This is a genomic window from Bifidobacterium scardovii JCM 12489 = DSM 13734 (assembly GCF_001042635.1).
Lineage (GTDB): Bacteria > Actinomycetota > Actinomycetes > Actinomycetales > Bifidobacteriaceae > Bifidobacterium > Bifidobacterium scardovii.
Window position 1 is genome coordinate 2,026,887 of record NZ_AP012331.1, and the last position, 26,464, is coordinate 2,053,350.

A 26,464-nucleotide genomic window follows, 5' to 3' on the forward strand; every position below is an offset into this window, starting at 1 on the left:
CGGGGCATTCCGCCGGCGATTCCGGCCATCTCGCCGAGGGGAGCAGGGCATAATGCATGACACAGGGCACCAAGCGCGATACGGGCCATCCCCATATACGACAAAAGGGCCCGCCCGAACGGGGCGGACCCTTCCTTGCCGTCGCAGGTCGCGGCGAAACGCGGCGCGAACGGCTACTTGGCGGCCTTCTTGCGGCCGTGGAACGTGTTGTACAGGTAGATGCCGCCCGAGTACAGGCACAGGATCAGCGCCACGTAGATCACCAAGTACGTGACGAACAGGTAGACGGTCAGCCACATCGGGTTGCTGCCGGAGCCGCCCGCGAACTGCCAGAACGGCAGCAGCAGCATCGCCAGGCCGATGCACTGGAACAGCGTCTTGAGCTTGCCCGGCCATTCGGCGGCGATGACCTTGCCGCCCGTGTCGATCACGAAGAAGCGCATCACCGTGATGCCGATCTCGCGCAGCAGGAACAGGGCGACGACGATCCACCCCAGCACGGTCGGGCCGAGCTCGCCGAAGGCGGCGGCCACGATCAGCGTGGCGCAGGTGAGCAGCTTGTCGGCGATCGGATCCATGAGCTTGCCCAGCTCGGTGACCTGGTTGTACTTGCGGGCCATCCATCCGTCGAGCTTGTCGGTCGAGGCGGCGATGATGAACAGGATCGCCGCGGCCCAGCGCATCGCATAGTTCCGCGCACCCCACGGGCCCGCCGCGATGTACAGCCCGAGGAAGATCACCACCAGGATGATGCGTGAATACGTGACGAGGTTCGGGGGTGTGTTCCACCCCGCCAATAGCGACGATTTGGGCGACTGCTGCTTGTCCATGGTGTCCTTAGTCATAGTGTTCACGATACCCCCACAGTTCTACCTTGGGTGAGGATCGGCTGGGCGTTTCCTCAAACACGCCTTGGGAGGCGCCGGCGAGGCCCGCTACTGCTCCAGTTCCGGCTGCTGCGGGGCCGACGACTGGATCGAGCTGGTCTCGCCGCGGATGAACGCGAGCACCGCCTGCAGATCCTGCGGCTGGACGAGCACCTGACGGGCCTTCGAGCCTTCGGACGGGCCGACCACGCCGCGCGATTCGAGCAGGTCCATGAGGCGGCCGGCCTTGGCGAAGCCGACGCGCAGCTTGCGCTGTAGCATCGACGTGGAGCCGAACTGCGTGGTGACGACCAGCTCGGCGGCCTGCAGCAGCACGTCCATGTCGTCGCCGATCTCCTCGTCCGGCTCGACCGCGGCCTTGTCGGCCTCCTTGGCCATCTGCTCGATGTCCTCGCGATAGTGCGGCTTGCGCTGGGTGCGCACGAACTCGACCGCCTTGCGGATCTCCGATTCGGACACCCACGACCCCTGCACGCGCAGCGGCTTGGCGGAACCCATCGGCAGGAACAGGGCGTCGCCTTGGCCGATCAGCGTCTCGGCGCCGACCGTGTCGAGGATGACGCGCGAATCGGTGGCCGAGGAGGTCGCGAAGGCCAGCCTGGACGGGATGTTCGCCTTGATCAGGCCGGTGACCACGTCGACGGACGGGCGCTGCGTGGCGAGCACCAGATGCACGCCGGCGGCGCGCGCCAGCTGGGTGATGCGCTGGATCGAGCTTTCGACGTCATTCTTGGCGACCATCATCAGGTCGGCCATCTCGTCGACCACGACCAGCAGGTACGGGTAGGGCGCCACCTTGCGGTTCGATCCGGCCGGCGCGTGCACCTTGCCGGCGCGCACGGCCTCGTTGAAGTCCTTGACGTGGCGGAAGCCGAAGAACTCGAGGTCGGAGTAGCGCGCGTCCATCTCCTTGACCACCCATTCGAGCGCCTGCGCGGCCTTCTTCGGATCGGTGATGATCGGGGTGAGCAGGTGCGGGATGCCCGCATACGCGCTCAGTTCGACGCGCTTGGGGTCGACCATGATCATGCGCACCTGCTCGGGCGTGGCGCGCATGATGATCGAGGTGAGCATCGAGTTGATGAAGCTCGACTTGCCCGAGCCGGTGGCGCCGGCGACGAGCAGGTGCGGCATCTTGGCGAGGTCGGCGGTGACGAAATGGCCCTCGACATCCTTGCCCACGCCGGTGAGCATCGGGTTCGGGTCGTTCCTGGCCTTGTCGGAGCGCAGCACGTCGCCCAGGTGCACGATCTCGCGGTCGACGTTCGGGATTTCGATGCCGATCGCCGACTTGCCGGGGATCGGCGACAGGATGCGCACGTCGGAGCTGGCCACCGCGTACGCGATGTTCTTCTGCAGGTTGGTGACCTTCTCGACCTTGACGCCGGGGCCGAGCTCCACCTCGTACTGGGTGACCGAAGGGCCGCGCAGGAAGCCGACGACCTTCGCGTCGACGTTGAACTGCTGGAAGGTGTTGGTCAGGGCCTGGATCACATGGTCGTTGGCGGGCGTGCGCACGGCGTGGGGCTGGCCCTTGGCGAGCAGGTTCAGATCGGGCAGCTGGTAGGGGCGGTCGGCGTCCGCCGCATCGGGCGCGGCGTCCGGATCGTCGAGGATCTCGCCGGTGGACGGGTCCACCGTCGTTTCGCCGGAGCCGGATGCGCCGGGTGCGCCGCCCGCCACGCCGCCCGCCGCGCCGCCGGACACCGGCATCGACGAGGTGCCGTCCGCGCCGATGCCGGCCCACGGATCGGCGGGGGCGGCGGGCCCGCTCCCCTGCGGCATGGCGAGCGTCGCGGTGCCGCTCACGGTACGGACGGCGGGCGTGTGGCCCGACGTGCCCATGATGGAGGTGCGCTGGGCGGACGTATCGTCGGCGTCCTGCCCCGAGCCGAACGCGCCACCGCCGTCGGACGAGACGGTCCGGGGCTGCACGGCCGTCGACCGGTCGAGCAGCGAGGTTTCGGCGGCCTGACCGTGGCGGTCGGCCGCGTGGTCGAAGGGATCGTCGCCGGCGTACCGGTCGAGCGACCGGTCGTCGTCGGTCTTGCGCCGGCGCGAGAAGAGACGGGCGAAGAATCCTTCCTTGGCGGGCTTGCCGGCCGTCTTCGACCCGTCGCCCGCCCCGTCGGTGCCGTCGTGGGCCGGCACGCCTTCGGCGAAGTTGAGCGTCTCGTCGCCGACACGCACCTCGTTGGGGAACTGGTCGCCGTCATTGGTTCCCGAAGTCTTGCGCTCGCCCTGTATCCTGGCCTGCAGCGCGCGGGCGTTATCGGGCAGATCGGTCACATGCGTGCGCGTGATCATCAGCACCGCGAACAGCCCGACGACCACGAACACGATGATCGCGAACACGTTGGAAAGCCCCCACGCCAGCGGGGAGCCGAGCACGAAGCCGAGCAGGCCGCCGGCATTCTGCAGGACCGCGATGTCGAAGCCGGGCGTGTCGGCGGCCAGCGCCACGTCGATGATCGAGCAGATCGACCACAGCAGCAGCATCCACCCGGTCACCACGCGGGGATTGTCGGACCCCTTGCCCGAGTTGCGCATCAGACGCACGGCCACGATCACCAGCAGCACCGGCAGCACCACGCTCATCAGGCCGAGGATGCCGGAGGCGAAGGCGTGCAGCACACGGCCCAGCACGCCGTCGACGCGGAACCATTCGGACGCGCAGAAGAACACGGCGAGCACGAGCATGAGAAAGCACAGGCCGTCGCGGCGGTACACCGGGTCGTACTCCCCCACGCCGGTGATCGAGCGGACCGCCGATCCCAGGGCGCGCGGGATCGCCAGCAGGATCTTTTTGCCGACCGACTCGTCCTGCGATTCGGCGTCGGCGTTGCGCGTGCGCGGTGCCGCGCCCGAAGTCTTCTTGTCTGATGAGGATGCTGTACGTGCCATAACGGTTCCTGATTCTACCCAACGCCGGTCATTTCCCCCGCAGGCGGGCCAAGATGCCCTCATTTCCCGCCATTATCGGCTACTATTAGCCTATGACTCCAGCTGAACGTGCGAGCGCAGTCGCATTTGCACTGAAGAACTGCGCGTTGGAATCGATGACGCCGGGCGATGCGACGATGCGCGCCGCGGCCGACTACGAGCGGGGCACGATCGATGTGGCCCATCTCATCGACGCGGCGGACGCCGAAACCACGGGAGTGGTCGGCGGCCGGCTTGCCGACGGCAGCCTCGACGATCACGCGCGGGACCATGCCAGCAGCGTGTTCGCACGGACCGTGCTTCTGATCGAGCGTGGATGGCCGGCGACCGGCGACCTGGCCGAGATGACGGCGATCCACCGGGGGCTGTTCGAGGGCGTGTTCTCCGACGCCGGCAGGCTGCGCACGTCGAACACCACGCGCGAGGTCACTTCCGACCGGGCGATCGCGAAGAACCCCGACACCTTCTTTCCCGCGGCGCTGATCGAGACGGGCGCGCTGAACATCGCCACCGAGCTGGCCGACAAGCGCAACCTGCACGCGATGGACCGCGACGTGTTCGTGCACGAACTGGCCCGCATCTACGACGAGCTGGGCTACCTGCACCCGTTCAAGGGCGGCAACGCGATGATCCTGCGCATCTTCGCCTCGAGGATCGCTCATGACGCCGGCTGGGATCTGGATTGGGGCACGGTGAGCCGCGAGGGGTACAAGGCCGCCAAGCACGCGGCGTACCGCGGCGACACGGCCGGGTTCGAGAGCCTGTTCGCCTCGATCGTGCGCCCCGCGAACCCGACGCGCGTGTTCCTCATCGCCGGATGGGACCAGGGGCCCGCGCACTGACCGCCGGAACGGGTCCCGTAGGCCACCGGCACCAGGTTGTACACGCCAATGGGCCTCCCACGTGCAAAACCCGGTACCTCCATAACGGATCTCCCGAGGTTTACACGCAAACACGGCCTATACCGTGTAAAACCCAGTAGCAGCCCCGGTGGAGTCCCGGGGTTTACACGCTGGAAGGCCCATTGGCGTGTACAACCCGGGATTCGCGGACCGTCACTCCCGGGTTGTACACGGTTGGTCAGGCGGCCACGTCGCCGAGATGGTGCTGGGTGTACTCGTCGGCGCGCGCGTCGATCGCGTCGTAGTCGCCGGCGTCGGCGTGCTCGATGATCGCGAGCGCGTTGTCCAGCAGCTTCGGGTTGAGCGCCTGCAGCCAGTGGATGCGCGGGTCGCGGCCGAACCAGCCCATCTGCTTGCGGGCGAGGCGCTTGGTCTTCTGCGCGATGGCCGCATAGGTGTCTTCGAGGTCGCACAGCCCGTCGAGGTAGTCGACCACCTGCTGGTAGCCGAGCGCACGGCCGGCGGTGACGCCGAGCCTCGGGCGGATCGCCTCGACCTCCTCGATGAATCCGCCGGTCAGCATGGCCTTGGTGCGGATGTCGATGCGCCGGTCGAGCTCCTCGCGCGGCAGGTCGAGCCCGATCTGCACGGTCGGGATCACGTACCGGTAGCGCGGCAGGCTCGCCGAATACGGACGCCCGGTCACTTCGATGACCTCGAGCGCGCGGATCGTGCGGCGCGGGTTGTGCGGATCCATGCGCGCGGCGGCCTCGGGGTCCTTGGCCTTGAGCTCGGCGAACAGCGCGCCGGCGCCCTCGGTCTTCTCGCGTTCCTCGAGCCGTGCGCGCACGTCCGGGTCGGTTCCGGGGAACGAGATGTCGTCGATGGCCGCACGCGCGTACAGGCCCGACCCGCCGACCATGATCGGCCGGATGCCCTGCGCCTGCAGATCGGCGATGCACCCGCGGGCCAGACTCTGGAATCGAGCCACCGACATCGCGTCGTCAGGTTCGATGACATCGATCAGATGATGCCTGACCTGGGCCTGTTCCTCGGCGGTCGCCTTGGCCGTGCCGATGTCCATGCCGCGGTACATCTGATAGGCGTCCGCATTCACGATCTCGGCGCGCTGCCCGCGCGATCTCAGGGCCTTGGCGATGGCGATGCCGAGGCCGGTCTTGCCGGACGCGGTCGGCCCGACGATCGAGACGACGCGCTGTGTCATAGATGCCTCCTGGACTAGTGCCGCACCAAGTAGGTCTGGCCCTTGGCCGGATCGGGATCGGCAATGAGATTGTGCCGGCCGGCGTGCGTGACCGTCGCGGTGACGAAGTCGCCGATCTGCGGCATCGGCTCGCCTTCGGGCACGCCGATATGCACGAGCGTGCCGGTCCGTTCGCGCCCGGTGACGCGGTGCGTGGCGGCGTCCTTCTTGCCGGCCGAACCGGTGATCATCACCTCGACGTCACGGCCTTCGAACTTGGCGAGCTCCTCGGCGGTGATCCGCTCCTGCAGGGCCACGAGGCGCTCGAAGCGGTCCTGGACCACATCGTGCGGCACCTGCTCCATCTCGGCGGCCGGCGTGCCCGGGCGCGGCGAATACTCGAAGGTGAACGCGGAGGAGAACCGGGCCTCGCGCACCATGTCCATCGTGCGCTGGAAGTCCTCCTCGGTCTCGCCGGGGAAGCCGACGATGATATCGGTGGAGATCTGCGCGTCGGGCATGGCCGCGCGGATTTTGTCCAGAATATCCATGAACTTGGCGGAGCGGTAGGACCGGCGCATCGCGCGCAGGATCCGGTCGGAGCCGGACTGCAGCGGAAAGTGCAGCTGGTGCATCACGTTCGGGGTCTCGGCCATGGCGGCGATCACGTCGTCGGTGAACGCGGCCGGGTGCGGCGAGGTGAAGCGCACGCGTTCCAGCCCCTCGATCTCGCCGCAGGCGCGCAGCAGCTTGGAGAAGGCGTAACGGTCGCCGATGCCGTAGCCGAACGAGTTCACGTTCTGCCCGAGCAGCGTCACCTCCTTGGCGCCGTTGTCGACGCACTGGCGGATCTCCGCGAGGATGTCGCCCGGTCGGCGGTCGTGCTCCTTGCCGCGCGTGGTCGGCACGATGCAGAACGTGCAGGTGTTGTTGCACCCGATCGAGATCGACACCCAGCTCGACACCCGAGAGGCGCGGGCGGCGGGCAGCTGGCTGGGGAAGTAGTCGAGCTTGTCGGCCACCTCGACCTGCGCGGAGCCGAGCACGCGCGCCTGGTCGAGCAGCTGGGGCAGCGAGCCGATGTTCTTCGTGCCGAACACGGCGTCGACCCACGGGGCCTTCTTGGCGATCTTCTGGCGGTCGAGCTGCGCCATGCAGCCGCCGACCGCGATCTGCAGGTTCGGGCGCTCGCGCTTCATCTGCGCCCACAGGCCGATCGTGCCGTACATGCGCTCGGCCGCGTTCTCGCGCACGGCGCATGTGTTCATGACGATCAGATCCACATCCTTGTCGAGCGCCTGTTCTTCGGTTGCGGGTACGTAGCCGTCATCCTCAAGCACGCCGGCGATGCGCTCGGAATCGTGCACGTTCATCTGGCATCCGAGCGTATGGATGTAGTACACGCCCTTGCCCCGGTTCGGCTCGGCCACGAAATCCCCGGCAGCGGCGGGACCGGCCGGTTCCGCCAGTTTCGAGGCGCGTTCGCCCTCGGTCATCATGTCTTCGTTCATAACGACCGATTCTATCGTCCGCCCGTCACAGGCCGGGGACCATCAGCCGAGATGGCGGTAGCGCGCGCCGATATGGCTGTCGGGCAGACGGTCGCCCCGCCCGAACAGGCCATCGCGCAGCGACGTCCCCTCGTAGGAGGTCGGGTACACGCCACGGCGCTGCAGCACCGGTATCACGTAGTCGATGACGTCCTCCCAGCTGCTGGGTTCGACCACATACGCCAGGTTGGAGCCGTCCACGTCCGTTTCCGCGACGAACTGCTGCATGGCATCGGCCACGGTCTCGCCCGAGCCGACCACCACAGGGCCGCCGGTCGCGTAGATGCGCGCGCTATCGCGGAGCGTCCAGCGCTCGCCGTCGGGTCCGGCAGCCCCGGACAGGCCGGATACCGTGGCCTGGATCGCGTTCGTGGCCACCGGGTCGAGCGGCCGGTCGAGGTCCTCCCGGGACATGTCGACACCGGACCAGGCGGAGTTGAGCACCAGATTGCCGGTTTCGGACACGAAGCGGAAATAGTCCCGGTACTTGGCCTGCGCCAGCTCGTCGGTCTCGTCGGCGACCACCATCATGAGCGCGTAGATGCGCGCATCGTACCGACCTCGTCCCTCGGCCTGAAGCGCGTCGCGCATGTCCTTCACCGTTCGGGCGAGCTGGGTGCGGGCGGGCGCGGATACGAACATGGCCTCGGCGTGCCGCGCGGCGAAGCGGATGCCGCGCGGAGAGGCGCCGGCCTGGAAGATCACCGGGGTGCGCTGCGGGCTCGGCTCGCACAGGTGGAAGCCCGGAACGTCGAAATATCTGCCGTGGTGGTTGATCGGATGGACCTTTGCCGAGTCGGCGAACATGTCGCGGTCCGCGTCCATCACCACGGCGTCGTCCTCCCACGAGCCCTCCCAGAGCTTGTAGAGGACCTTCATGTACTCATCGGCGCGGTCGTACCGCTCGTCGTGCGGCAGCTGATCGCTCTGGCCCATATTGTTCGCGGCGGACCGCAGGTAGCCGGTCACCACGTTCCAGCCGACGCGGCCCCCGGTAAGATGGTCGAGCATGGACATGCGCCGCGCGAACGGGTACGGGTGCTCGCTGGCGGTGCAGGACGTGATGCCGAAACCGAGGTGTTCGGTCACCGCCGCCATGGCGCTCACCAGCATCATCGGATCGTTGATCGGGACCTTCGCGGCGGTGCGCACCGCCGCATCGGCGTTGCCGCCGTACACGTCGCACGGCCCCAGCGCGTCGGCGATGAACAGCGAATCGAACAGGCCCCGCTCAAGCAGCCGTGCCATCTCGGTTCAGTGGCGAAGATCCTTGTATTCGCGCGAATGATCGCGCGGATGGCGCCATATGCCGGGTAGCTGGTTGCCGACGCAGTTGGCGTCGAAGGCGTTGAGACGGATGCGCCGACCGCTCGGCGCCGATGATTGCCGTACCGTTTCGTTGTTCCCCATGGGCTCCGCCATAGCCATGCGGCAAGGGCACGCGCAAGACCACCGCGTGATATCGTCAGACGGCTTTTCAGTTCCTCCCCAAGCGCAAGGCTATGATGGTGATCGTGATACTTGACCGACAGAGCCGCATCAACACCGCCGACCTCAAGGCGCGGTTGCAGGGTATGACCCTTCCCGAAAGCGAGCACTTCCCCACCGAGCAGATCACCGAATTCATCGATCTCATGCAGGTGTACGAAGGCGCGATGTACGAGATCAGCACCAAGCTGGAGATCCTCGACTCCGAGTTCCAGGTGCGTTTCTCCCACGACCCGATCCACCACATGGAGCGCCGGCTCAAGTCGGTCAACTCGATCCTCGGCAAGCTGGAGCGCAAGGGGCTGCCGCTCAACGTGACCGCGATGCGGGACAACCTGTTCGACGTGGCCGGCATCCGCGTGATCTGCAACTACCGCGACGACGTGTACTCGGTGTCGAACTACCTGTCCGCGCAGAACGACATCTCCGTGCTGCGGGTCAAGGACTACATCAAGAACCCGAAGCAGAACGGCTACCGCTCGCTGCACGTGATCTACGCGGTGCCGGTCTTTCTGTCGTCGGGCGCGCACTACACGCCGGTCGAGGTGCAGTTCCGCACGATCGCCATGGACTACTGGGCCAGCCTGGAGCACGCGCTGCGCTACAAGACCGACCTGCCCGACGCCAAGCTCTCCGAGCATTCGCAGACGCTGCTCGACTGCGCCCGTTCGCTGCAGAACGTGGAGACGCAGATGCAGAACATCCACCGCGACATCAACGGCGCGCCGCAGGTCGGCGAGGCGCCCAAGGCGGATTAGCGTCCCCCATCCGGCTGACGGGGGACGGCGCTCGGCTGATGGCACACGGCCACGGCTGCGCTCCCCTCAGCACGCACCCCGCGTCACGCTGATGGTCTACGGTGTTGCCTCATGCAGAGGAAAGAGATCTTGGGCCTTGCCGCGCTGGTCATGGCCGCCGTCATCTGGGGATTCGCGTTCGTGTCCCAGGTGCAGGGCATGGACTCCATGTCACCGCTGTTCTTCAACGCCGTGCGCTTCACGCTGGGCGCGATCTCGCTGCTGCCGGTGATGGCGCTCACCCGCCGCCGGCACCGGCCGGCCGACGGCGGGACGCGCACGGACGACTCCCCTGCGTCGGACTTATCCGTGGCAAGCTCCCCCGCAGCGGGTGCCACGACCCCGTGGATGACGCTGGCGATCGGCGGCGCCTGCGGCGTGCTGCTCTTCACCGCGGGCACCCTGCAGCAATACGGCATCCTCTACGGCCGTTCGGCCGGGCACGCCGGCTTTATCACGGCGTTGTACATCGTGCTCGTACCGCTGTTCGGGCTGTTTGCGCACCGCCGCGTGACCGCGCTGACCGGGGTGAGCGTGATCGTCGCACTCGCCGGCTTCTATCTGCTGTGCCTGGGCGACGGCTTCGAGGCCATCAATATGGGTGATCTCATGGTGTTTCTCGGCTCGGTCTGCTTCGCGCTGCACATCCTGACCATCGATACGCTCGGGTCGCGCATCGACCCGGTCCTGCTGTCGTTCATCCAATTCGCGGTCACGGCGCTGCTCAGCTGGATCGGCGCGCTGGCCGACGGGTCGATCGACTGGCGAGGCGCGGCCGAGGCGTGGATCCCCGTGCTGTACGCCGGTTTCGGATCGGTCGGCATCGCCTATACGCTGCAGTCGGTCGGCCAGCGCTTCGTGCCGCCGACCCGCGCGGCGCTCGCCCTGTCGCTCGAATCGTTCTTCTCGGTGGTCGGCGGGGTGATCCTGCTTTCGGAGACCATGCCGATGCGCGGCTACATCGGCTGCGCGCTGATCTTCGCCGGCACGCTGATGGCGCAGCTGCCGGCCAAAGTCCCCTCGTTCCTGCGCCGCCCCGACCGCAACAAGGTCCTCTAGCCGCGGCTGCCGGCGTGGCGGCGACGCTCACCGTTCCGCTTACTTTTCCCCGCCTACCAGGACATTTTCGACGCAAAACCGCCCTTCAGCGTCGAAAACGTCCGAGAACCAGTGTGTTACTCAGATTCTTAGCACGCAAAACCGCGGTTTTGCGTGCTAAGAATCTGAGTAACCGATGACGCACATACGGCCGCAGCCGTGCCGGAGGTCCGGCACGGCTGCGGCCGTTGAGGAAGGAAGGGAAGGAAAGTCCCGGGTCAGGCTCCGATCATGTCCATCGCGGAGGGGCGCAGCTCGCGCTCGGCTGCCTCGGGATCGCTCTGGCGCAGGCGCTTGATGTAGCGCTCGTACCACAGCATCGCCGCGCCGATGAAGACGACCACGCCGCCGACGTTGTAGACGAGGGTGAGCCACAGCGGCTGGCCCAGCGGGATCGTGCCGGCGATGAACACGAAGGCGAAGATGACGAGCAGGAAGGACGCGACCGCCAGGCCGAATCCGCGCGAGCCCATGCGGAACATGCGCTCGGCCTTGTCGAAGCGCTTGCGCAGCATGAAGTAGGCCAGCAGGATCAGCAGCGGGGGCAGCAGGGCGGTCGCGGCGGTCATGTTGATCACGATCTGCAACAGGTCGTTGACGTTGCCGGCGCCGAGGGCCGGGATGATGAGGATCGGCACGACGATGGCGAACTGCAGCCATGCGGCGCGGGCCGGGATGCCCTGATCGTTGAGTTCGGTGATCTTGCCGCCGAAGATGCCCTCGGGGATTTCGGAGAAGAACACCTTGACGGGCGCGGAGGTCCACATCATCAGGGAGCCGAGGGTCGCGGCCAGCAGGATCAGGCCGACGATGCGGGTGGACACGGCCATCGGGATGCCGATCCACTCGGCCACGGCGCCCATCGCCACGAAGATGCCGGTGGACAGGTCGAGCTCGCCGACCGGCACGAACACGTTCATGACCAGCGATGCGGCGGCGTACAGCAGGCCGATGACCAGGCCGGCGATGACGATGACGCGCACGAAGGCCTTGACGCCGCCCTTGAGGTCGTTGAGGAAGACGCCGACCGATTCGGCGCCGCCGACGCCCTGGATGATCCATGCGAGGGTGCCGAGGAAGGCCCAGGTGGTGGCGAAGGTGGAGAAGTCGGGCGACAGGGTGGCCGGGGTGACGGCGGTGGCGGGTTCGACGCCGCCGGCGAGCGCGGCGACCGACAGCACGATGAAGACCGCGGTCAGGCCGAGCGCGGCCATCGCGCCGAACGAGGTGATCGAGCCGATCCACTTGGCGCCCTTGGTGGACACCCATGTGGCGATGGCGAAGATGACGATTTCGGCGACCGTGATCCATAGCTGCGAGACCTCGCGGTTCTCGCCGAAGAACACGTAGCTGGCGTAGATGATGACGTTGGGCAGCACCGACGCGAAGAAGAACAGGTTCACGAACCAGTAGCAGAAGGCGGTCAGGAAGGCCCAGCGACCGCCCATCGAGGTGTTGACCCACGCGTACACGCCGGATTCGGAGTCCTTGTTCAGCGCGACGAATTCGGCGATCACCAGCGTGAACGGCACGAAGTAGAGGATGGTGGCCAGGAAGAAGGCGGGGGCCGCGGACAGTCCGATCGCCACGTTGTTGTTGATGACGTTCTTCAGGCCGAACACCGCCGAGACGGTCATGCCGAGCAGGGCGATCTGCCCGATCTTCGCTCGTTTCTCTGCACTCATGGCATAGCTCCTTTGCTTGGGACCCGCATGCCGGGCATCCGTGCCGGCATGGGGACGATATTGGTTGGGGAATCGCATGCGGATCGCATGCGGCAATTGCATATCGGATTGGTCGGCGCCGCCGGATCGTGCCGCCGAGGCTCAACGGGCCGGCATGGCCCGTTTTTGGGTATGGAGGGCCCACCCCGTGGCCGGGCGAAGCGCCCCGCCACGGGTTTCGGGCATCGCCGGGGTGCCCCGGCCGGCTATCCGTCGATCACTTGTTCGGGAAGCTGTATCCCTCCACGGTCACATGGAGCACCACGGCCGCCACGTCCGGGTCGGACAGCACCTTGGCCGCCTCGTCGATGTCGGCCACGAAGATGCCTCCGGCCGGTACGGTGACGATGTTGGCCGGGCCGACGAACCGCTCGCGGTCGGTCAGGTCGCTGTATGCCTCGACCGCGGTCAGCTGACCTTTCGGCGCGACCATCACCGTCATGTCGCCGTCGATCGGCGAGCAGACGAACAGGTAGCGGCGGTGCCCGATAAGATCCTCACCGGCGAGCGCCGGCGTGTTGTCCCACCAGTAGGTCAGCGAGTCGCCGATCGAGTAGGCCACGTTGCGGCTCAGCGTCGGCGCGATGTCGAGCGCCTGGCCCGTGCGCATCCATTTCTTGACGGTACCCAGCTGGGCGTCGAACTGTTCGCGGGTGTCGTAGACGTGCATGTCAGGCCTCCTTGAGGTCGGTGAGGGCTTGGGTCAGGTCGGCCGAGGCCAGCGGGCGCATCGAGATCGCGAAGGCGAAGCGCTCGAAGCGGATGCGGTAGGAGTCGAGCACCTCGGAGCCCCAGGAGTTGGAGCCGAGGCCGAGCATCCGGTCGTTGATGTTGACGGTCACGGTGTCGCGCCGCTTCAGGTCGGTCACGTGCCGCGCCTCGTCGATGTCCTGGCAGGTGTAGGGCCACGCGGAGAACGAGAACGGGTCGGCAGCGGCGTCCGTCGTGCGGGTGACGAGCAGTCCGTCGCCGTGGCCGGAGCGCAGCGCCACCCAGCGCACGTCCTCGTGGTTGGCGCAGTCCTGCGGCACCACGTACGGGGTGAACATCCCGTCCACGTCGCCGCGGTAGTGGCCGATCACGTTGGCGGTGAGCGAATCGGGGTAGTTCTCCCCCGGCCCGCGGCCGTACCATTCGACGTTGCGGTCGGCTCCCGGCACCTCGAAGGTCAGGCCGATGCGCGGGATGATGTCGTGGAAGTCGCCGTACGGCTCGCCGCTGACGGCGAGGTCGACGCGGCCGCTCGGGTGGACCGTGTAGACCAGCGTCACACGCATGCCGTAGGCGTACACGGGCGGGGCGATGCGCTGGGCGACCTCGACGACCACGTCGCCGCCGTCGCGCCGCCATTCGACCGACCGGGTCGAGGTCTGCATGACGTGCGTGAGATTGGGCTGCCAGATGGTGTCGAATTCCTGCTGGTAGTTGTCGATGAGCGGGCGCCAGAACCCGACGCGCGGGCCGGAGGCGAGCACGCTGCGGCCGGCGGCCGTCCACGAGGCGATCTCGCCGCTCACCAGGTCGAAGACGATGGCGTCGTCGCCGCTGCCGACGCGCAGGGTCAGGCCGTCGTCCTTCGCCTCGAGGGCGGGCAGGGCGCGCGGCGCGACGGCCGGCCTGGGCCGGTTGGCGACGGGGAACTGGTAGATGCCGATCTCGCGCATGGCGTCGGCCCACGGATGGGCCGCGGTCGAATGGACGCGCGCGGTGAGCAGCGTCTCGCCGGACGCGGCCGGCACCGCCTTGAACGGGATCGCCACGCTGCCGCCCGGTTCGACCGGGCCCGGCTCCACGGCGGCGCCGCGCACCGGATCGCCGTCCACCACCGTCTCGAGCGTGATACGGATGTCGTCCAGCGTGGTGAAGTAGCGCTTGTTGGTCACGGTGAGCACGCCGCGACCGGCATCGTAGGCGAGCTTGACCGGGCAGATCACCTGACGGTATTCGGTCAGGCCGGGGCTCGGCTCCTGCCACGGGAAGACCATGCCGTCGATGCAGAAGTTCGCGTTGTTCGGGTAGTCGCCGTTGTCGCCGCCGTACATGTCGTAGTAGCGGCCGTCCTCGGTGTAGGCGGCCAGGCCATGGTCGCACCACTCCCAGATGAAGTGGCCCTGGATGGAATCCCAGCGGTCGAACACCTGCTGGTACTCGCTCAGGCCTCCCGGGCCGTTGCCCATCGAATGGCCGTATTCGCAGTTGATGCGCGGCTTGGGACCGGGGTGCTCGCCGAAGTCGTTCATCTGCGAGACGCGCGAGTACATCGTGGAGATCACATCGACGCTGTCGGCGTTGCGGTCCTCCTCGTAGTGCAGCGGGCGGGTGTCGAGTTCGCGGGCCTTGGCGCACATCGCCCGGATGTTGCAGCCGTAGCCGGATTCGTTGCCCATCGACCATATGACGATCGAGGCGTGGTTGCGCTCCTGCATGACGAGCCGCTCGATGCGGTCGACGTAGGCGGCCTCCCACTCGGGGTCGTCGGTGATGGTGGCGATGTTGCCGATGTTCTCGAAGCCGTGGCTCTCCATGTCGGTCTCGGCCACGAGCATGATGCCGTACTCGTCGCACAGCTCGTAGAAGCGCGGATCGTTGGCGTAGTGCGAGGTGCGCACGGCGTTGATGTTGTGCCGCTTCATCATCTCGAGATCGCGGCGCATGCGCTCGACGCCGACCGCGCGGCCCTTGTGGTCGTCGTGGTCGTGGCGGTTGACGCCGTGCATCTTGAAGTAGGCGCCGTTGAGCAGGATGCGGCCACCCTCGATGGTCACCTCGGCCAGGCCCTGGCGGTGCGGCACGATCTCGGAGACGCCGTGCTCGCCCTCGACGGTGATGGTCATGTCGTAGAGGAACGGCTCCTCGGGGTTCCAGAACCGCGCGCCCTCGATGCGCACGGCGGCCTCGCCGTTCGGATCGACCTCGGTTTCGGCCACGACGCGGCCCTCCTCGGCGAACCGGACCGTGATGCGGCTGGCGCCGGTTGCCGCGACGGCGACGTTCACCTCGGCCGCGGAGCCGTCGCGGTGCGTGCGCACGCGGAAGTCCTCGAGGCGGGCGGCCGGGCGCTCCATCAGGTAGACGTCGCGGAAGATGCCGGAGGCCCACCACATGTCCTGATCCTCGATGTAGGTGCCGTCGGAGTACTGCAGCACCTTGACCGCGAACAGGTTGGCGCCCTCGCGGATGTGATCGGTGACGTCGAATTCGGCGCTCAGCCTCGAGCCCTTGGTCATGCCGACGTACCGGCCGTTGACGTAGATCTCCGCGTAGCTTTCCACGCCGTCGAAGCGCAGGATCTCGCGGGCGCCGCCGGACGGGGCGGCGAGGGTGACGATACGCTGGTAGACGCCGGTCGGGTCGTCGCCGGGGACGTACGGCTGGTCGACCGGGAAAGGGAAGCCCTCGTCGGTGTACGCGAGCTTGCCGTAGCCGTCGATCTGCCACAGGTGCGGCACCTCGACGGTGTCCCAGTCCTCGGCGTAGGCGCCGAGGTCGCGGTCGGTCACGGCCTTGGGGCCGGCGAACAGGCGGAAGCGCCACGGGCCGGACAGCTGGACGAAGCCGCGGGACAGCTCGCGGCTGCGGGTCGCGGCCAGTCCCTCGTTCTCGTAGCCGAGGAAATAGGCGTGGGGGGCCAACCTGTTGCGGTTGGTGAGTTTGGGGTTCTCCCAATCATTGATGGTCGCCATCGGCGGTGTTCTCCTTCAGGGTCTTCATTGACGTGCGGTGATCGCTGTCTCGTGATCGTCGAGCGTGGATCGTTGGGTGCGGAGGCCACGCGGTTCGCGTGTTCCTCGCGGTCTTCACGATCGTTTGTGCAACCGGTTGTCCTAACCATAACACGGGTTCGACGTGTTATGCAACCGGTTGTCCTCCATCTGCGTGTCGCCCGTGATTCCGCTGATTCCGCGGTGCCGGGCGACGGGGACGCACATCGGGACCACGGCCCGCGACATGCCCGCGGCCCGGCGCCGGACGGCCCACCTTGGGGCGTACACTGAGGCTATCGCGGCCCCGCTCCTGTCCGACGCACGCGCGGCGGCCGCATGGCAGGATGCCCGTGGCGGATCATCCGCGCACGGGGACGCCGATCATCAATACCGCCGAAAGGAGGCGCGTCATGACCATCGCCAAACGCGCCAGCGTCACACTCGCCGATGTCGCCGAAGCCGCCGGGGTGTCGCGTTCCACGGCCTCGCGGGCGCTCAACGATTCGCCCCGCATCAGCGACGCCACCAAGCAGCGCATCAGCGAGATCGCCGCACGCATCGGATTCGTGCCCAACGCGCAGGCGCGGGCGCTGGCCGTCGGCCGGGCGGAGACCATTGCCATGCTGGTCACCGAGCCGCTCTACGAGCTGTTCACCGATCCGACCTACGGCGTGTTCCTGAGCGGCATCACCGAGCGGCTGGCGGAATCGGAATATCTGCCGGTGCTGCTGCAGGCCTCCTCGGCGCACGAACGCGAGCGCGTGCAGCGCCATCTGGAACGCAAGTCCTTCGACGCGGTCATCGACATCTCGCCCTACGAGGGCAGCGAACTGCTCGACGTGTTGCGCGATCTGGCGATTCCGACCGTGCTGTGCGGCCAGCTCGACGGCCATCCGTACGAGCACGTCTTCTCGACCGTGTATTCCGATGATTTCGCCGGCGCGCAGCTCGCGGCCAACGCGATGAAGGAGCGCGGCCGGCGCCACTGCGTGGCCATCGTCGGCCCGATGGAGAATCCGGCGTCCATCGACCGCGTCAAGGGGTACCGGCAGGTGTTCGGGGATGCGCTGGACGACGGCCATGTCGTCTTCACCGGCTGGGGCGCCTCCGACGGATTCACCGCCATGCGCCGCATGCTCGAGCTTCACCCCGGCCCCGACGGCGTGCTGGCCGGTTCGGACCGTATCGCGGCCGGCGCGATCGAAGCGCTGCAGGCCAACGGCTTCGCCGTGCCCGGCGACGTGTCCGTGATCGGCTTCGACGACCACCCGATCGCGCAGACGACCACGCCGCGCCTCACCACCGTGCATCAGCCGCTGCACGAGGAGGGCCGCCTGGCCGCCGACATCGCCATGCGCATGATCGACGGCGAGGCGCCATCCACCACCGTGCTCGACATGGAGCTGATCCGCCGCGATTCGCTGTGACGGCCCGCACTGCCCGCGATAGCGCCGCGGCTAATCCCTCCCTCAGCTACGGGCTACTGGCATCTCCGCCATACGTCCGCTTAATAATTCTGGCTCCCCTCTCTGAACTGTGCCCCATTTGTTGGACGTGGTTTATTTATAGGGTACCCGGTCAAGCGGTGGGGAACGTGTTGCGGAATTCCTCCGGGGTGCGTCCCTCGAGTCTCGCCTGGCGTCGTTTGGTGTTCCAGTGGACGATGTACGCGTCCAGCCCGGTCCTGAATTCCTCGAAGGAGGCGAACTCGCGCCCGATGCAGAACTCGTCCTTGAGGTGGCCGAACACCTGCTCGGTCGCGGCGTTGTCCAGGCAGTTGCCCTTGCGGCTCATCGACTGGCGGATGCCCAGTTCCTCCAGGCGGGCCCGCCACCAGGAGTGCTGGTACTGCCAGCCCATGTCCGAGTGCAGGATCGGGGACACGCCTTCGGGAAGACGGGTCTCGAGCATGGCCAGCATGCGCTTCTGCTGGGCCAGATCGGGATGACGGCTCACGTCCCAGGCGACGATCTCCTTCGAGCCCATGTCGTACACGGGCGCGAGGTACGCCTTGCCGCCGGCGACCCTGAACTCGGTGACGTCCGTGCCCAGCTTCACCCACGGGGCGTCGGCCGCGAAGTCGCGTTCCAGCAGGTTCGGCGGCTTCGCGCCCGCCTCGCCCCGATAGGAGCTGTACCCGCGGTGGGGGTTCGGCCGGCGTATGACGCACTCCAGGCCCATGCGGCGCATGACCTTGAGCACGCTCTTGGAGCTCACCGTCACGCCGAACTCGTTCACGAGGCACATGCGCACCTGCCGGTGCCCGCACCCGTTGGGCGTGCGGTGGAACACCTCATCGACCAACGGCTCGATGTCGGGCCTGGTGACCCGCTCGGGATGGGACCGGTGGTAGTAGTACGTGCTCCTCGCCAGTCCCGCGGCCCTCAGCAGGAGCGGAAGCGGATGGCCAAGCCCCGCCAGCGCCGAAACGATCACCGTTTTCTCCCGGTTGGTGATCTCGAGGCCGGCAGGGCCAATGCTTTTTCCAGGTATGCGACCCTCGCCCGCAAGAACTCGTTCTCCTCCCGCAACGCCCCCTCGGGCGTCGGATCCGGCTCCGGCCTCGGCCCCGATCCCCTGGGCCTGCCCCTGCGTCCCGGTCTGAGCGCCTCGGCCCCGCCGGCCCGGTACGCACGACACCAGGCCTCCAACGTCGTGACGCACGCGATCGCGTACCGCTCCATCACCACGGACTTCGCCACTCCCCGGTCCACGTGATCGCGCGCGGCCGCGACCTTCGTGTCCCAGTCATAGCTCCTGTTGCCCCCGCGTTTCGCCATAAGCGCCTCCCGTCCGCCGACCCGATACGCCAGCGACCATTTCTTCGCGGTCATCACCGGCATGCCAACCCGACGCGCCGCGGCCTTGTAACCCAACCCCTCACCAAACAGGGCGGCCACCGAACACCTGAAAGCATCATCATACCGACGCCTGCGATCTGCACACACAGAAAACCACACCTCCAATCATCAAACATGAATTACTCCAGTCCAACAATCAGGGTGCAGTTCACTCAGAGAGGGGAGCCAGAATTATTGACTAATGACGCCGATCCGCTAGTCGCGGCTGCCGAGCAGCCGCAGGATGTACAGGAACATGTTCACGAAGTCGAGGTAGAGGTTGAGCGCGCAGATGACCGACACCTTCCTGATCATCTCCGGGCCCTGCGCCTCGTAGGCCTGGAACAGCGCGCGGGTCTGCTGCGCGTCGTAGATCGTCATGCCGGCGAACAGGATCAGGCCGATAGCGCACACCATCTGGGTCGCGCCGCTGACCGGGAGGAACGAGAGGATCACCTGCGAGATGATGAGCACGATCAGGCCGACCATAAGGATCGGGCCGGCCTTGAGCATGTTGAACTTCGTGGTCATGCCGAACATGGTGAGCACGAGGAAGAACAGCGCGCACATGCCGAGCGCCAGGCCGATCGAACCGAGATCGTACACCAGGAAGATCGAGCTGAGGGTGAATCCCATCAGCGCGGCGTACACGTAGAACATCACGCGCGCGGTGGACGCCTTGATCTTCATGATGCGCGCGCCGAGATAGAGCGCCAGGCCGATCTGCACGATGGCGAGGCCGAAGACGCCGATCATTCCGGTGGACTGGAGGAACGCGATGTACATACCGCTCATCTGCGCGAGCACGGCGACCACCGCGGTGACGATCAGGCCGATCGTCATCTCGCCGTAGGCGCGCGTGACGGACGCGCGCTGCGCCTCCTGCACCTGCTCGTACGAGTACGCGGTCTGCGCGTTTATCGTGGCGGTGCCGTTCGGCGCATAGGCGTACTGCTGGCCGTACGGCTGCCCGTACTGCTGACCATTGACGTTGTTGTACTGCGGATTCCTGCCGTCCTGCGGCTGCTGTCCGAATGCCATGTGGACTCCTTTTATCGTGTGACACCATCCTACGTGACGTCACCTTGGAATTCCATGAATTTCAGCCCTGCGCATGGAATCGGCACAAGCCGGAAAGGTCGGCTCCGGCGGCGCCATCCGGCACCGGAGCTCCGTTCGCGGTCATCCGCCGGCGCCGCACCGTCACTGCAGCGCGAAGGTATGCGTCACCTTGGCCTTGCCGTTCATCGACAGCAGGCGCGACACCTCCACGGTGACCTCGGTGTCGTTCTCCAGCACGTACCCCATCGTGACCGTGGCGGTGGCGCCGGGCTGCACCTCGGCCAGATACGAGTTCGCGTCGTACCCCTGAGGAGAGCCGGCATAGACCGCCATGCCCAGCTCATGGCCGTTCTGGAACGCCTGCGGGTGGGCGAGCGCCGCGAACGAATTGTTGCCGCTGCCGTTGTTGGTCCACTCGTAGGTGATGAGCACGGTCGGCTTGCCCTCATAGTCGGCGTCGCTGGCCACCGCGGAGACGATCCTGACGTGGAAGTCGCCCAGGTCGCCCTCCGTGTCCATCGGGCCGTCGGACTGCTTATCGGCGGACGCGCCGCCGGACTGCGTATCTCCGGACTTCGCATCCGCGGAGCCGCTGCCACCGGACTTCGCGCCGGTCTGCGACGATGAGCCGCCGACGGCGTCGTCGAGCGCCTTGCTGAACGACGCCTGCATGGCCAGCGTGATCACGATGGCGAGCACCGACAGCACCGCGGCCACGATGGTCAGCGCCTTGCCGCGCTTGCGCCCGCGCAGCGTGCCGACAAGGCCGATCACCGCCAGCACCGCGCCGACCACGCCCAGTATGGCTGCGGCATTGTTGATGATCGGCACGAAGCTCAGCACCAGCGCCAGCGTGCCCAGCACCAATGCGATGATGCCGCATATGCTGACGCCGACCGGCTCGCCGTGCTCCGGAGCGACATTCGCTGGAGCAGCGTTCACCGGGCCGATGTTCATATCGGGATGCCCCATATCCATGATTCCTTCTTTCCTTGAACCGTCATGCATCGCGCCCTCGGCGCGGTACGCCCGACACTATCCCAGTCCGAATCTCCCCGACAGTGCCCGAACGGCCATTTCCGAATACCCGTTCGGGCAGGCACACCCGCCCCTCCGTCCGGTGGCGCCACCCGGAGGAGCGGCCGTACAGTGGTGGCATGACCATTCCCCTTCCCTACCCCGACCGATCCGGCCACGCCGGCCCCGAGCGGACCGATGCCGATCTCCATGGGTTCCTGCGGCCGTCCCCGGAGGACGAGGTGAGCGTCGTCACCCGGCGCTGGTGCACGGCGACGATGATTCCGGCCGCCGTGTTCATGTGCCTGACGCAGGTGTCGTTCGCGGCCCAGCCGTACATTCACGATGCGTCCGACGCCCGGTACCTGTGGATGATCCTCGCCACGCTGCTGGCGTTTCCCCTCCCCTTCGTGCTGGTCGCAAGGCGCAGCCACCCCGAACCGGTGTTCTGGGCGTGCTGCGCCATCGTGCTGATATTCCCCTACGACCCGCTGCTGATGCTCATGGCGCTCACCTCGCTGCTGGCTCGGCGGTCCTCACGGATCCGTTCGCTGCGCGCGATCGCCGCGGCCGCCGCGGTCAGCGTCTGGTGCCAGCTGCGCGACGCGCTGCGGCCGGCGGAATCGTCCCTGTGGCATGCGGTGTTCGCCAGGCCGAAGAACGGCGACGACACCGCGCCGACGGTGATGCTGGCCGGCGACGCCACCATCATCGTCACCGCAATCGTCGTCTCTCTGATCGCCACCTTGATCGCCGTGCTGGTCGGGCTGCACATCCGGTCGCGGGCGCGCCTGCACGAGGCGGATGCGCGGACCCAGGCCGCGCAGCACCAGGCGGCCAGCCTGCAGAGCGACCTCGACAACCAGCGACTGTCCGACGCGATCGCCGCCGAAACCCACGACACGCTCGCCCATTCCCTGTCGCTGATCGCGCTGAACGCGAGCGCCCTGCAGGCCGAGGCCGGCAAATTGGCCGCGGACACCGTATCCGGCGGCCCGGCCGCGCATCCCTCCCCCGCCTCCGACATCCACCGGCAGGCGGCGACGATCGCGCGCCGGGCCGAGGACATCCGGCGCCAGGCGGCCGGGGCGCTGGACGAGGCGCACGCGCTGATCGACATGCTGCGCCACCCGCAGCAGGCGTGGGAGCAGCTGTCGCCGGACGCGGACACCGCCCTGACCCGTGAATCGATGGATGCGCTGATCGGCGACGCGCGCGAGGCCGGCATGACGCTCAACACGTGGATCGACATCCGCCAGCTGACCGATCTTGACGACCGCATCGGCAAGATCGCCTACCGGGCGGTGCAGGAGGGGCTGACGAACGCACGGCGCCACGCCGCCGGGGCACCGGTCTCTCTGGAGGTCACGGCGAATCCCGAAACCGGCATCCATGTCCATGTCAGCAATCCGACGGCCCCCGACCCCGACGGGCCGCGGCCCGATCCGGACGGCCACCGCGGCACGGGGCTCTCCTCCCTGACGGCCCGCGTGCGCTCGGCGGGCGGCACGTGCCGGCACGGCCTCGACGACCGCCTCGTCTTCCATGTGGATGCGGCGCTGCCGTGGGTTCCGGCTCCCGGCGCCGATCGGGATCGGCCGGAAGCCGGCGGCGTGCCGGTAAGATGAAGCCGTGAACGAAGCAGAGAAGAATCCCGTCACGGTCAGCGTCATCGACGACGACCCCATGGTGTGTCAGGCTATGCGCCTGATCCTGACCGACTATTCGCAGGGGCGCATCACGGTCGCGTCCACGTCCACGGACGGCGCCGGCGCCCTTGAACGAGCCGCCGCCGAGCACCCGGACGTGGTGCTGATGGACGTGGCGATGCCCGGCATGGACGGCATCGAGGCCACCCGACGGCTGCGCGCGCTCCCCCAGGCTCCGCATGTGCTGATCCTCACCTCGCTCAACCCGTCGAATACCGTGTCGCGCGCGATCGAGGCCGGCGCGGAGGGCTTCGTATCGAAAACCGACGCGCCCGAGGAGATCATCCGCCGCGTGCTCGGCATGCGCACCGGAACACCGCAGTTCAACACGGCCAGTCAGCGGCAGCTGATCGACGATCTGCACCATCAGCGGCCGACGGCCAGACGGGATGAGGCCAGGCGGATGCTCGACTCCCTGCCGGCCCGGGAACGCGAAGCGGTGGTGCTCGCCGCCGAAGGATATACGAACGCGCAGATCGCCTCGCGCATGTTCATCTCCGAGCGTACGGCGAAGGCGCATCTGTCGAGCGCGGCCGACCGGCTCGTCATGGGCCGCGTGCAGATGGCGCGGCTGGTGGAGCGCGCCGATCTGCCGGATCCGGACTGACCCATCGGCATGATCGCGGGGCATCGGACCGGACATCGGGTCCGCCCGCGAAGCACGGCCGGACGGCAACGCTGGTAGGCTGGTAGACGACCGGTCGCGGCTCCGCGGGGGTGCGGCCGACCATGACGCCGCGACGCATCAGCGTCCCCGCAGCACGCCAGCAACACGAAGGGGAATCATGGCAATCAGCGCCACTGAGCAACCGTTGGGCAAAGTATTCACCCCGGATTATCAGTTCACCATCCCGTCATTCCAGCGCGCGTACATCTGGAAGACGGAACACATCCTCCAGCTGGTCAACGATCTGCACGAAGCCTGTAAGACCCCGGACACCCCGTATTTCCTCGGGTCCCTGATCCTGGTGCGCGAGGGCGGCAACCGGTTCTCGGTCATCGACGGGCAGCAGCGGCTCGTATCGCTGTCGATCATCATCGCGACGCTGCGCGATCTGGAGCAGGACCCCGAGTGGATGCGCCTGCTGGACGCGCTGATCGTGGAGCCGGGCGACAAGCTGCGCGGCATCAGGACCGAGCCTCGCCTCGCGCTGCGCGAGCGCGATGCCGCATTCTTCCGCGAATACGTGCAGGAGGGCAATCTCGAGGCGCTGTTCGACATGGGCGACGAGGACTGGACCTCCAACGCCCAGCGCAACATCACGCTCAACACCAAGGCGACCTACGACGCGCTGGACGCCCTCAGCGAGGACGAACGCCACCGGTTCGCCTCCTACCTGGTCAAGTCGGTCACGCTGGTCATCGTCACCACCGACGATCTGGACGGCGCGCACCGCATCTTCGACGTCATGAACATGCGCGGCCTGCCGCTGACGCCGTCCGACGTGTTCAAGGCCAAGGCGATCGCCGGCATGAACGCGGCCGCAGCCGACGCCTACGCCGCGCGCTGGGACGACATCATGGACCCGCTCGGCGACGACGCCCTGCATGTCGAGGAGTTCTTCTCCTACCTGCACATGGCGCTCACCTACAGGCCGGACAGCGGCAAGCTGATCCAGGATTTTCTCGACGGGGTGCTGCAGCCGTATCTCGCGGCCGGAACCGCCACGTCGTTCATCGACAAGGTGCTGGCGCCGTATGCCGTGGCATGGCGGATGCTTGACAGGCCGTCCGATACGGTGCTGCCCGACAAGGTCAAGGACCTGCTGGAATCCCTGAACGACTATCGCAACCACGAGTGGAAGCCCGTGGCCATGTGGGCGCTGGTCCACTCGTTCAGGAACCTGGGCAGCCCCGACATCTCCCCGTTCGTGGCGGTCGGGTCCCATGCCGCGCGCAGCGCCGCCGCCACGCGGCTGTCGCTCGAATCGCACGACACGCAGCGGCTGGAGGAGATCCTGACCGCGCTGGAGCGCGTGACCGGCATCGACAGCCTCAACCGGCGCAGCGTACTGGTGCGGCGGGGCCATGCGGTGACCGCCCTGCGCGATCTGGACAAGGGCTATCCGGTACGCCTGGTCCATGGCCTGTCCATCGGCGCCGACGACCGAGCCGACGCCCTGATCCGCCTGCACGGCGAGATGCAGGGCAATGCCGAACTGGTGCGGCTGCTGCTCATCCGCGCCAACGAGAGGAAGGCCGGAGGCCGCATCACCCGCCCGAGGTCGCTCAACGCGCTGCCGATCATGCCGTTGAACATCGAACGGTCCGCATCGTTCTCGGCATGGACGCAGGAGCAGCACGACCACTGGATGTACCGGCTTGGCAACATGGCGTTGGTTCAGGGCGGCGAGGACCAGCTGAACCGGCTCACCGAATTCGACCTCCGGCGCGACCGCATGCTGCTGCGCGCGGATTCCCGCCGCTTCCCCCTGACCGAGCAGCTCAAGGACTTCAGCGAATGCACGCCGGACATGCTGCAGGCGCGCCAGCGGGAGACCATACGGCTGATCGCGGAGTACTGGGAGATCCGGTACGACGACGATCACACGGATCTGACCGAGGACGCGCAGGACAAGATCGCCCGGGGCGTGGTGCGACCGGCGCGCGGCTCGCAGCGCGTCGCCATCAAGCAGGTGGTGGCCGCCGGGCTGCTGATCCCCGGCGAGACGCTGGTCTGGGAGCGCCCGCGCAAGGGCGAGCGGTGGGTGTCGACCGTGACCGCGGACGGGCGGCTGCGCTTGGAGGACGGTTCGGAATACGCCACTCCGACCGCCGCGGCCCGCGCCGTGGGCGGCCGCAGCGCCGGACTGGACGTGTGGAAGCGCACCTCCAACGGCGAAAGCCTCAGCGACATCTGGAAGACGTACCGCCTGCAGACCAAGTAGCCGACGCGAGACGCTGGCGGCCCGCGCCATTCATTCGTTCGCCGAATCTGGCTCCCCTCTCTGAGGGGAGCCAGATTCGGCGAGCGTGACACCGGCGGCGGCCATCTCCTTGCGGGCGGCGACGCCGAGCTCCTCGCTGACCGGCACGGTCAGGTCCTCGAACACGGTGACCGCATACCCGAGCTTGCGCGCGTCCAGAGCCGTCTCCTTGACGCAGTGCGACTCGGCGATACCCGCCACATCGACGCTCGAGACGCCGGCATCCTCCAGCGCGCGGGCCAGGGTGCGGCCCTCCCGCTGCGCCCGATCGACCTCGTCGCGGGTCTGGATGCGGTCGGTGTTGTCCTCGATGCCCTCGAACCCGGAATAGGCGGCGGCGTACTGGCCCTTCTTGTAGTGGTGGTCGAGGCGCAGCGCGGCGACGGCCGGGTGCAGTTCGGCGTTCGGCGTGCCGGCAGCCCCGTGCTTCGGCCAGGTGTCGACGAAATCAGGATGGTCCGACCAGTGGCTTCCCGGTTCGATGTGCCAGTCCTGCGTGGTCGCGATGTACGCGTAGTCGCCGCGGTGCGCCTCCACGTATGCGGCGATCCGCTCGGCGACGGCGTTGCCGCCTTCCACGCCGAGCTCGCCTCCCTCGCAGAACGTCGGCTGCACGTCCACGATGATCAGTGCCTTTGCCATATCATGCTCCTTTCGCTGTTGCCGCCGAGC

General features: G+C 67.4%; 21 protein-coding genes. 7 read left to right on the top strand and 14 right to left on the bottom strand.

All coding sequences use genetic code 11. From position 1 onward, the window contains the following. Positions 1-173 precede the first annotated feature (173 nt). Together pgsA and BBSC_RS08420 are read right to left on the bottom strand one after the other, a co-directional pair. On the bottom strand, positions 174-830 hold the full coding sequence (gene pgsA, locus BBSC_RS08415) for a CDP-diacylglycerol--glycerol-3-phosphate 3-phosphatidyltransferase (RefSeq protein WP_033518140.1): 657 nt from the start codon (positions 828-830) through the stop codon (positions 174-176). Between the two features lie 105 nt (positions 831-935). Then, on the bottom strand, positions 936-3,791 hold the full coding sequence (locus BBSC_RS08420; protein ID WP_034535427.1) for a DNA translocase FtsK: 2,856 nt from the start codon (positions 3,789-3,791) through the stop codon (positions 936-938). A 92-nt stretch (positions 3,792-3,883) separates the two neighbouring features. Here BBSC_RS08420 and BBSC_RS08425 point away from each other — a divergent pair, with 92 nt between their 5' ends. Further along, positions 3,884-4,672: a Fic family protein gene (locus tag BBSC_RS08425; protein ID WP_081892894.1), complete on the top strand. Its 789-nt coding sequence runs from the start codon at positions 3,884-3,886 to the stop codon at positions 4,670-4,672. A gap of 238 nt (positions 4,673-4,910) precedes the next feature. Here BBSC_RS08425 and miaA read toward each other — a convergent pair whose 3' ends face one another. Genes miaA through BBSC_RS14260 form a run of 4 tightly spaced genes read right to left on the bottom strand, consistent with a single transcriptional unit; the run spans position 4,911 to position 8,836 of the window. Continuing rightward, complete coding sequence (miaA, locus tag BBSC_RS08430; RefSeq protein ID WP_033518171.1) at positions 4,911-5,897, bottom strand: tRNA (adenosine(37)-N6)-dimethylallyltransferase MiaA; 987 nt, start codon at positions 5,895-5,897, stop codon at positions 4,911-4,913. A gap of 14 nt (positions 5,898-5,911) precedes the next feature. After that, positions 5,912-7,387, bottom strand: a complete 1,476-nt coding sequence (miaB, locus tag BBSC_RS08435; protein WP_033518172.1) for a tRNA (N6-isopentenyl adenosine(37)-C2)-methylthiotransferase MiaB — start codon at positions 7,385-7,387, stop codon at positions 5,912-5,914. A gap of 42 nt (positions 7,388-7,429) precedes the next feature. Further along, positions 7,430-8,674: an LLM class flavin-dependent oxidoreductase gene (locus tag BBSC_RS08440; RefSeq protein ID WP_202806183.1), complete on the bottom strand. Its 1,245-nt coding sequence runs from the start codon at positions 8,672-8,674 to the stop codon at positions 7,430-7,432. Positions 8,675-8,680: 6 nt separating this feature from the next. After that, positions 8,681-8,836 (bottom strand): hypothetical protein, encoded by a 156-nt coding sequence (locus BBSC_RS14260; protein WP_202806184.1) that lies wholly within the window; start codon positions 8,834-8,836, stop codon positions 8,681-8,683. Between the two features lie 95 nt (positions 8,837-8,931). Here BBSC_RS14260 and BBSC_RS08445 point away from each other — a divergent pair, with 95 nt between their 5' ends. Both BBSC_RS08445 and BBSC_RS08450 read left to right on the top strand, forming a co-directional pair. Next, a complete protein-coding gene (locus tag BBSC_RS08445; protein WP_033518184.1) occupies positions 8,932-9,672 on the top strand; it encodes a GTP pyrophosphokinase in 741 nt (246 codons plus the stop codon). Positions 9,673-9,783: 111 nt separating this feature from the next. Next, entirely contained in the window at positions 9,784-10,770 is a 987-nt protein-coding gene (locus BBSC_RS08450) for a DMT family transporter (RefSeq protein ID WP_033518174.1), read from the top strand. A gap of 257 nt (positions 10,771-11,027) precedes the next feature. On the opposite strand, the gene BBSC_RS08455 is transcribed toward BBSC_RS08450, so the two are convergent. From BBSC_RS08455 to BBSC_RS08465, 3 genes are all read right to left on the bottom strand, one after another. Continuing rightward, positions 11,028-12,494, bottom strand: a complete 1,467-nt coding sequence (locus tag BBSC_RS08455; protein ID WP_033518175.1) for an amino acid permease — start codon at positions 12,492-12,494, stop codon at positions 11,028-11,030. Positions 12,495-12,750: 256 nt separating this feature from the next. Further along, complete coding sequence (locus BBSC_RS08460; protein ID WP_033518177.1) at positions 12,751-13,203, bottom strand: hypothetical protein; 453 nt, start codon at positions 13,201-13,203, stop codon at positions 12,751-12,753. A gap of 1 nt (position 13,204) precedes the next feature. Then, complete coding sequence (locus BBSC_RS08465) at positions 13,205-16,216, bottom strand: glycoside hydrolase family 2 TIM barrel-domain containing protein (RefSeq protein ID WP_051923165.1); 3,012 nt, start codon at positions 16,214-16,216, stop codon at positions 13,205-13,207. 431 nt (positions 16,217-16,647) lie between these two features. Here BBSC_RS08465 and BBSC_RS08470 point away from each other — a divergent pair, with 431 nt between their 5' ends. Next, positions 16,648-17,664 carry a LacI family DNA-binding transcriptional regulator gene (locus BBSC_RS08470; RefSeq protein ID WP_033518178.1) on the top strand — a complete coding sequence of 339 codons (1,017 nt, stop codon included), beginning with the start codon at positions 16,648-16,650 and terminating at the stop codon, positions 17,662-17,664. Between the two features lie 151 nt (positions 17,665-17,815). Here the strand turns inward: BBSC_RS08470 and BBSC_RS08475 are convergent, their stop codons facing one another. The 4 genes from BBSC_RS08475 to BBSC_RS08490 form a co-directional block, all read right to left on the bottom strand. After that, positions 17,816-18,670 (bottom strand): IS3 family transposase, encoded by an 855-nt coding sequence (locus BBSC_RS08475; RefSeq protein WP_081893131.1) that lies wholly within the window; start codon positions 18,668-18,670, stop codon positions 17,816-17,818. Continuing rightward, positions 18,670-19,185: a helix-turn-helix domain-containing protein gene (locus BBSC_RS08480; RefSeq protein WP_033520085.1), complete on the bottom strand. Its 516-nt coding sequence runs from the start codon at positions 19,183-19,185 to the stop codon at positions 18,670-18,672. The genes BBSC_RS08475 and BBSC_RS08480 overlap by 1 nt, the downstream gene beginning before the upstream one ends. A 108-nt stretch (positions 19,186-19,293) precedes the next feature. Further along, positions 19,294-20,118 carry a Bax inhibitor-1/YccA family protein gene (locus tag BBSC_RS08485; protein WP_033520048.1) on the bottom strand — a complete coding sequence of 275 codons (825 nt, stop codon included), beginning with the start codon at positions 20,116-20,118 and terminating at the stop codon, positions 19,294-19,296. Positions 20,119-20,280: 162 nt separating this feature from the next. Beyond that, the gene (locus BBSC_RS08490; RefSeq protein ID WP_046726180.1) at positions 20,281-21,096 is read right to left on the bottom strand and encodes a DUF5067 domain-containing protein; all 816 of its coding nucleotides are present in this window, start codon (positions 21,094-21,096) and stop codon (positions 20,281-20,283) included. 338 nt (positions 21,097-21,434) lie between these two features. On the opposite strand from BBSC_RS08490, the gene BBSC_RS08495 reads away from it, so the two are divergent. From BBSC_RS08495 to BBSC_RS08505, 3 genes are all read left to right on the top strand, one after another. Next, a complete protein-coding gene (locus tag BBSC_RS08495; protein WP_144414535.1) occupies positions 21,435-22,784 on the top strand; it encodes a sensor histidine kinase in 1,350 nt (449 codons plus the stop codon). Between the two features lie 4 nt (positions 22,785-22,788). Beyond that, positions 22,789-23,472 (top strand): response regulator transcription factor, encoded by a 684-nt coding sequence (locus tag BBSC_RS08500; protein ID WP_034535473.1) that lies wholly within the window; start codon positions 22,789-22,791, stop codon positions 23,470-23,472. 178 nt (positions 23,473-23,650) lie between these two features. Continuing rightward, positions 23,651-25,753, top strand: a complete 2,103-nt coding sequence (locus tag BBSC_RS08505; RefSeq protein WP_033519251.1) for a GmrSD restriction endonuclease domain-containing protein — start codon at positions 23,651-23,653, stop codon at positions 25,751-25,753. 30 nt (positions 25,754-25,783) lie between these two features. Here BBSC_RS08505 and BBSC_RS08510 read toward each other — a convergent pair whose 3' ends face one another. After that, positions 25,784-26,434: an isochorismatase family protein gene (locus BBSC_RS08510; protein WP_046726175.1), complete on the bottom strand. Its 651-nt coding sequence runs from the start codon at positions 26,432-26,434 to the stop codon at positions 25,784-25,786. Between the last annotated feature and the right edge of the window lie 30 nt (positions 26,435-26,464).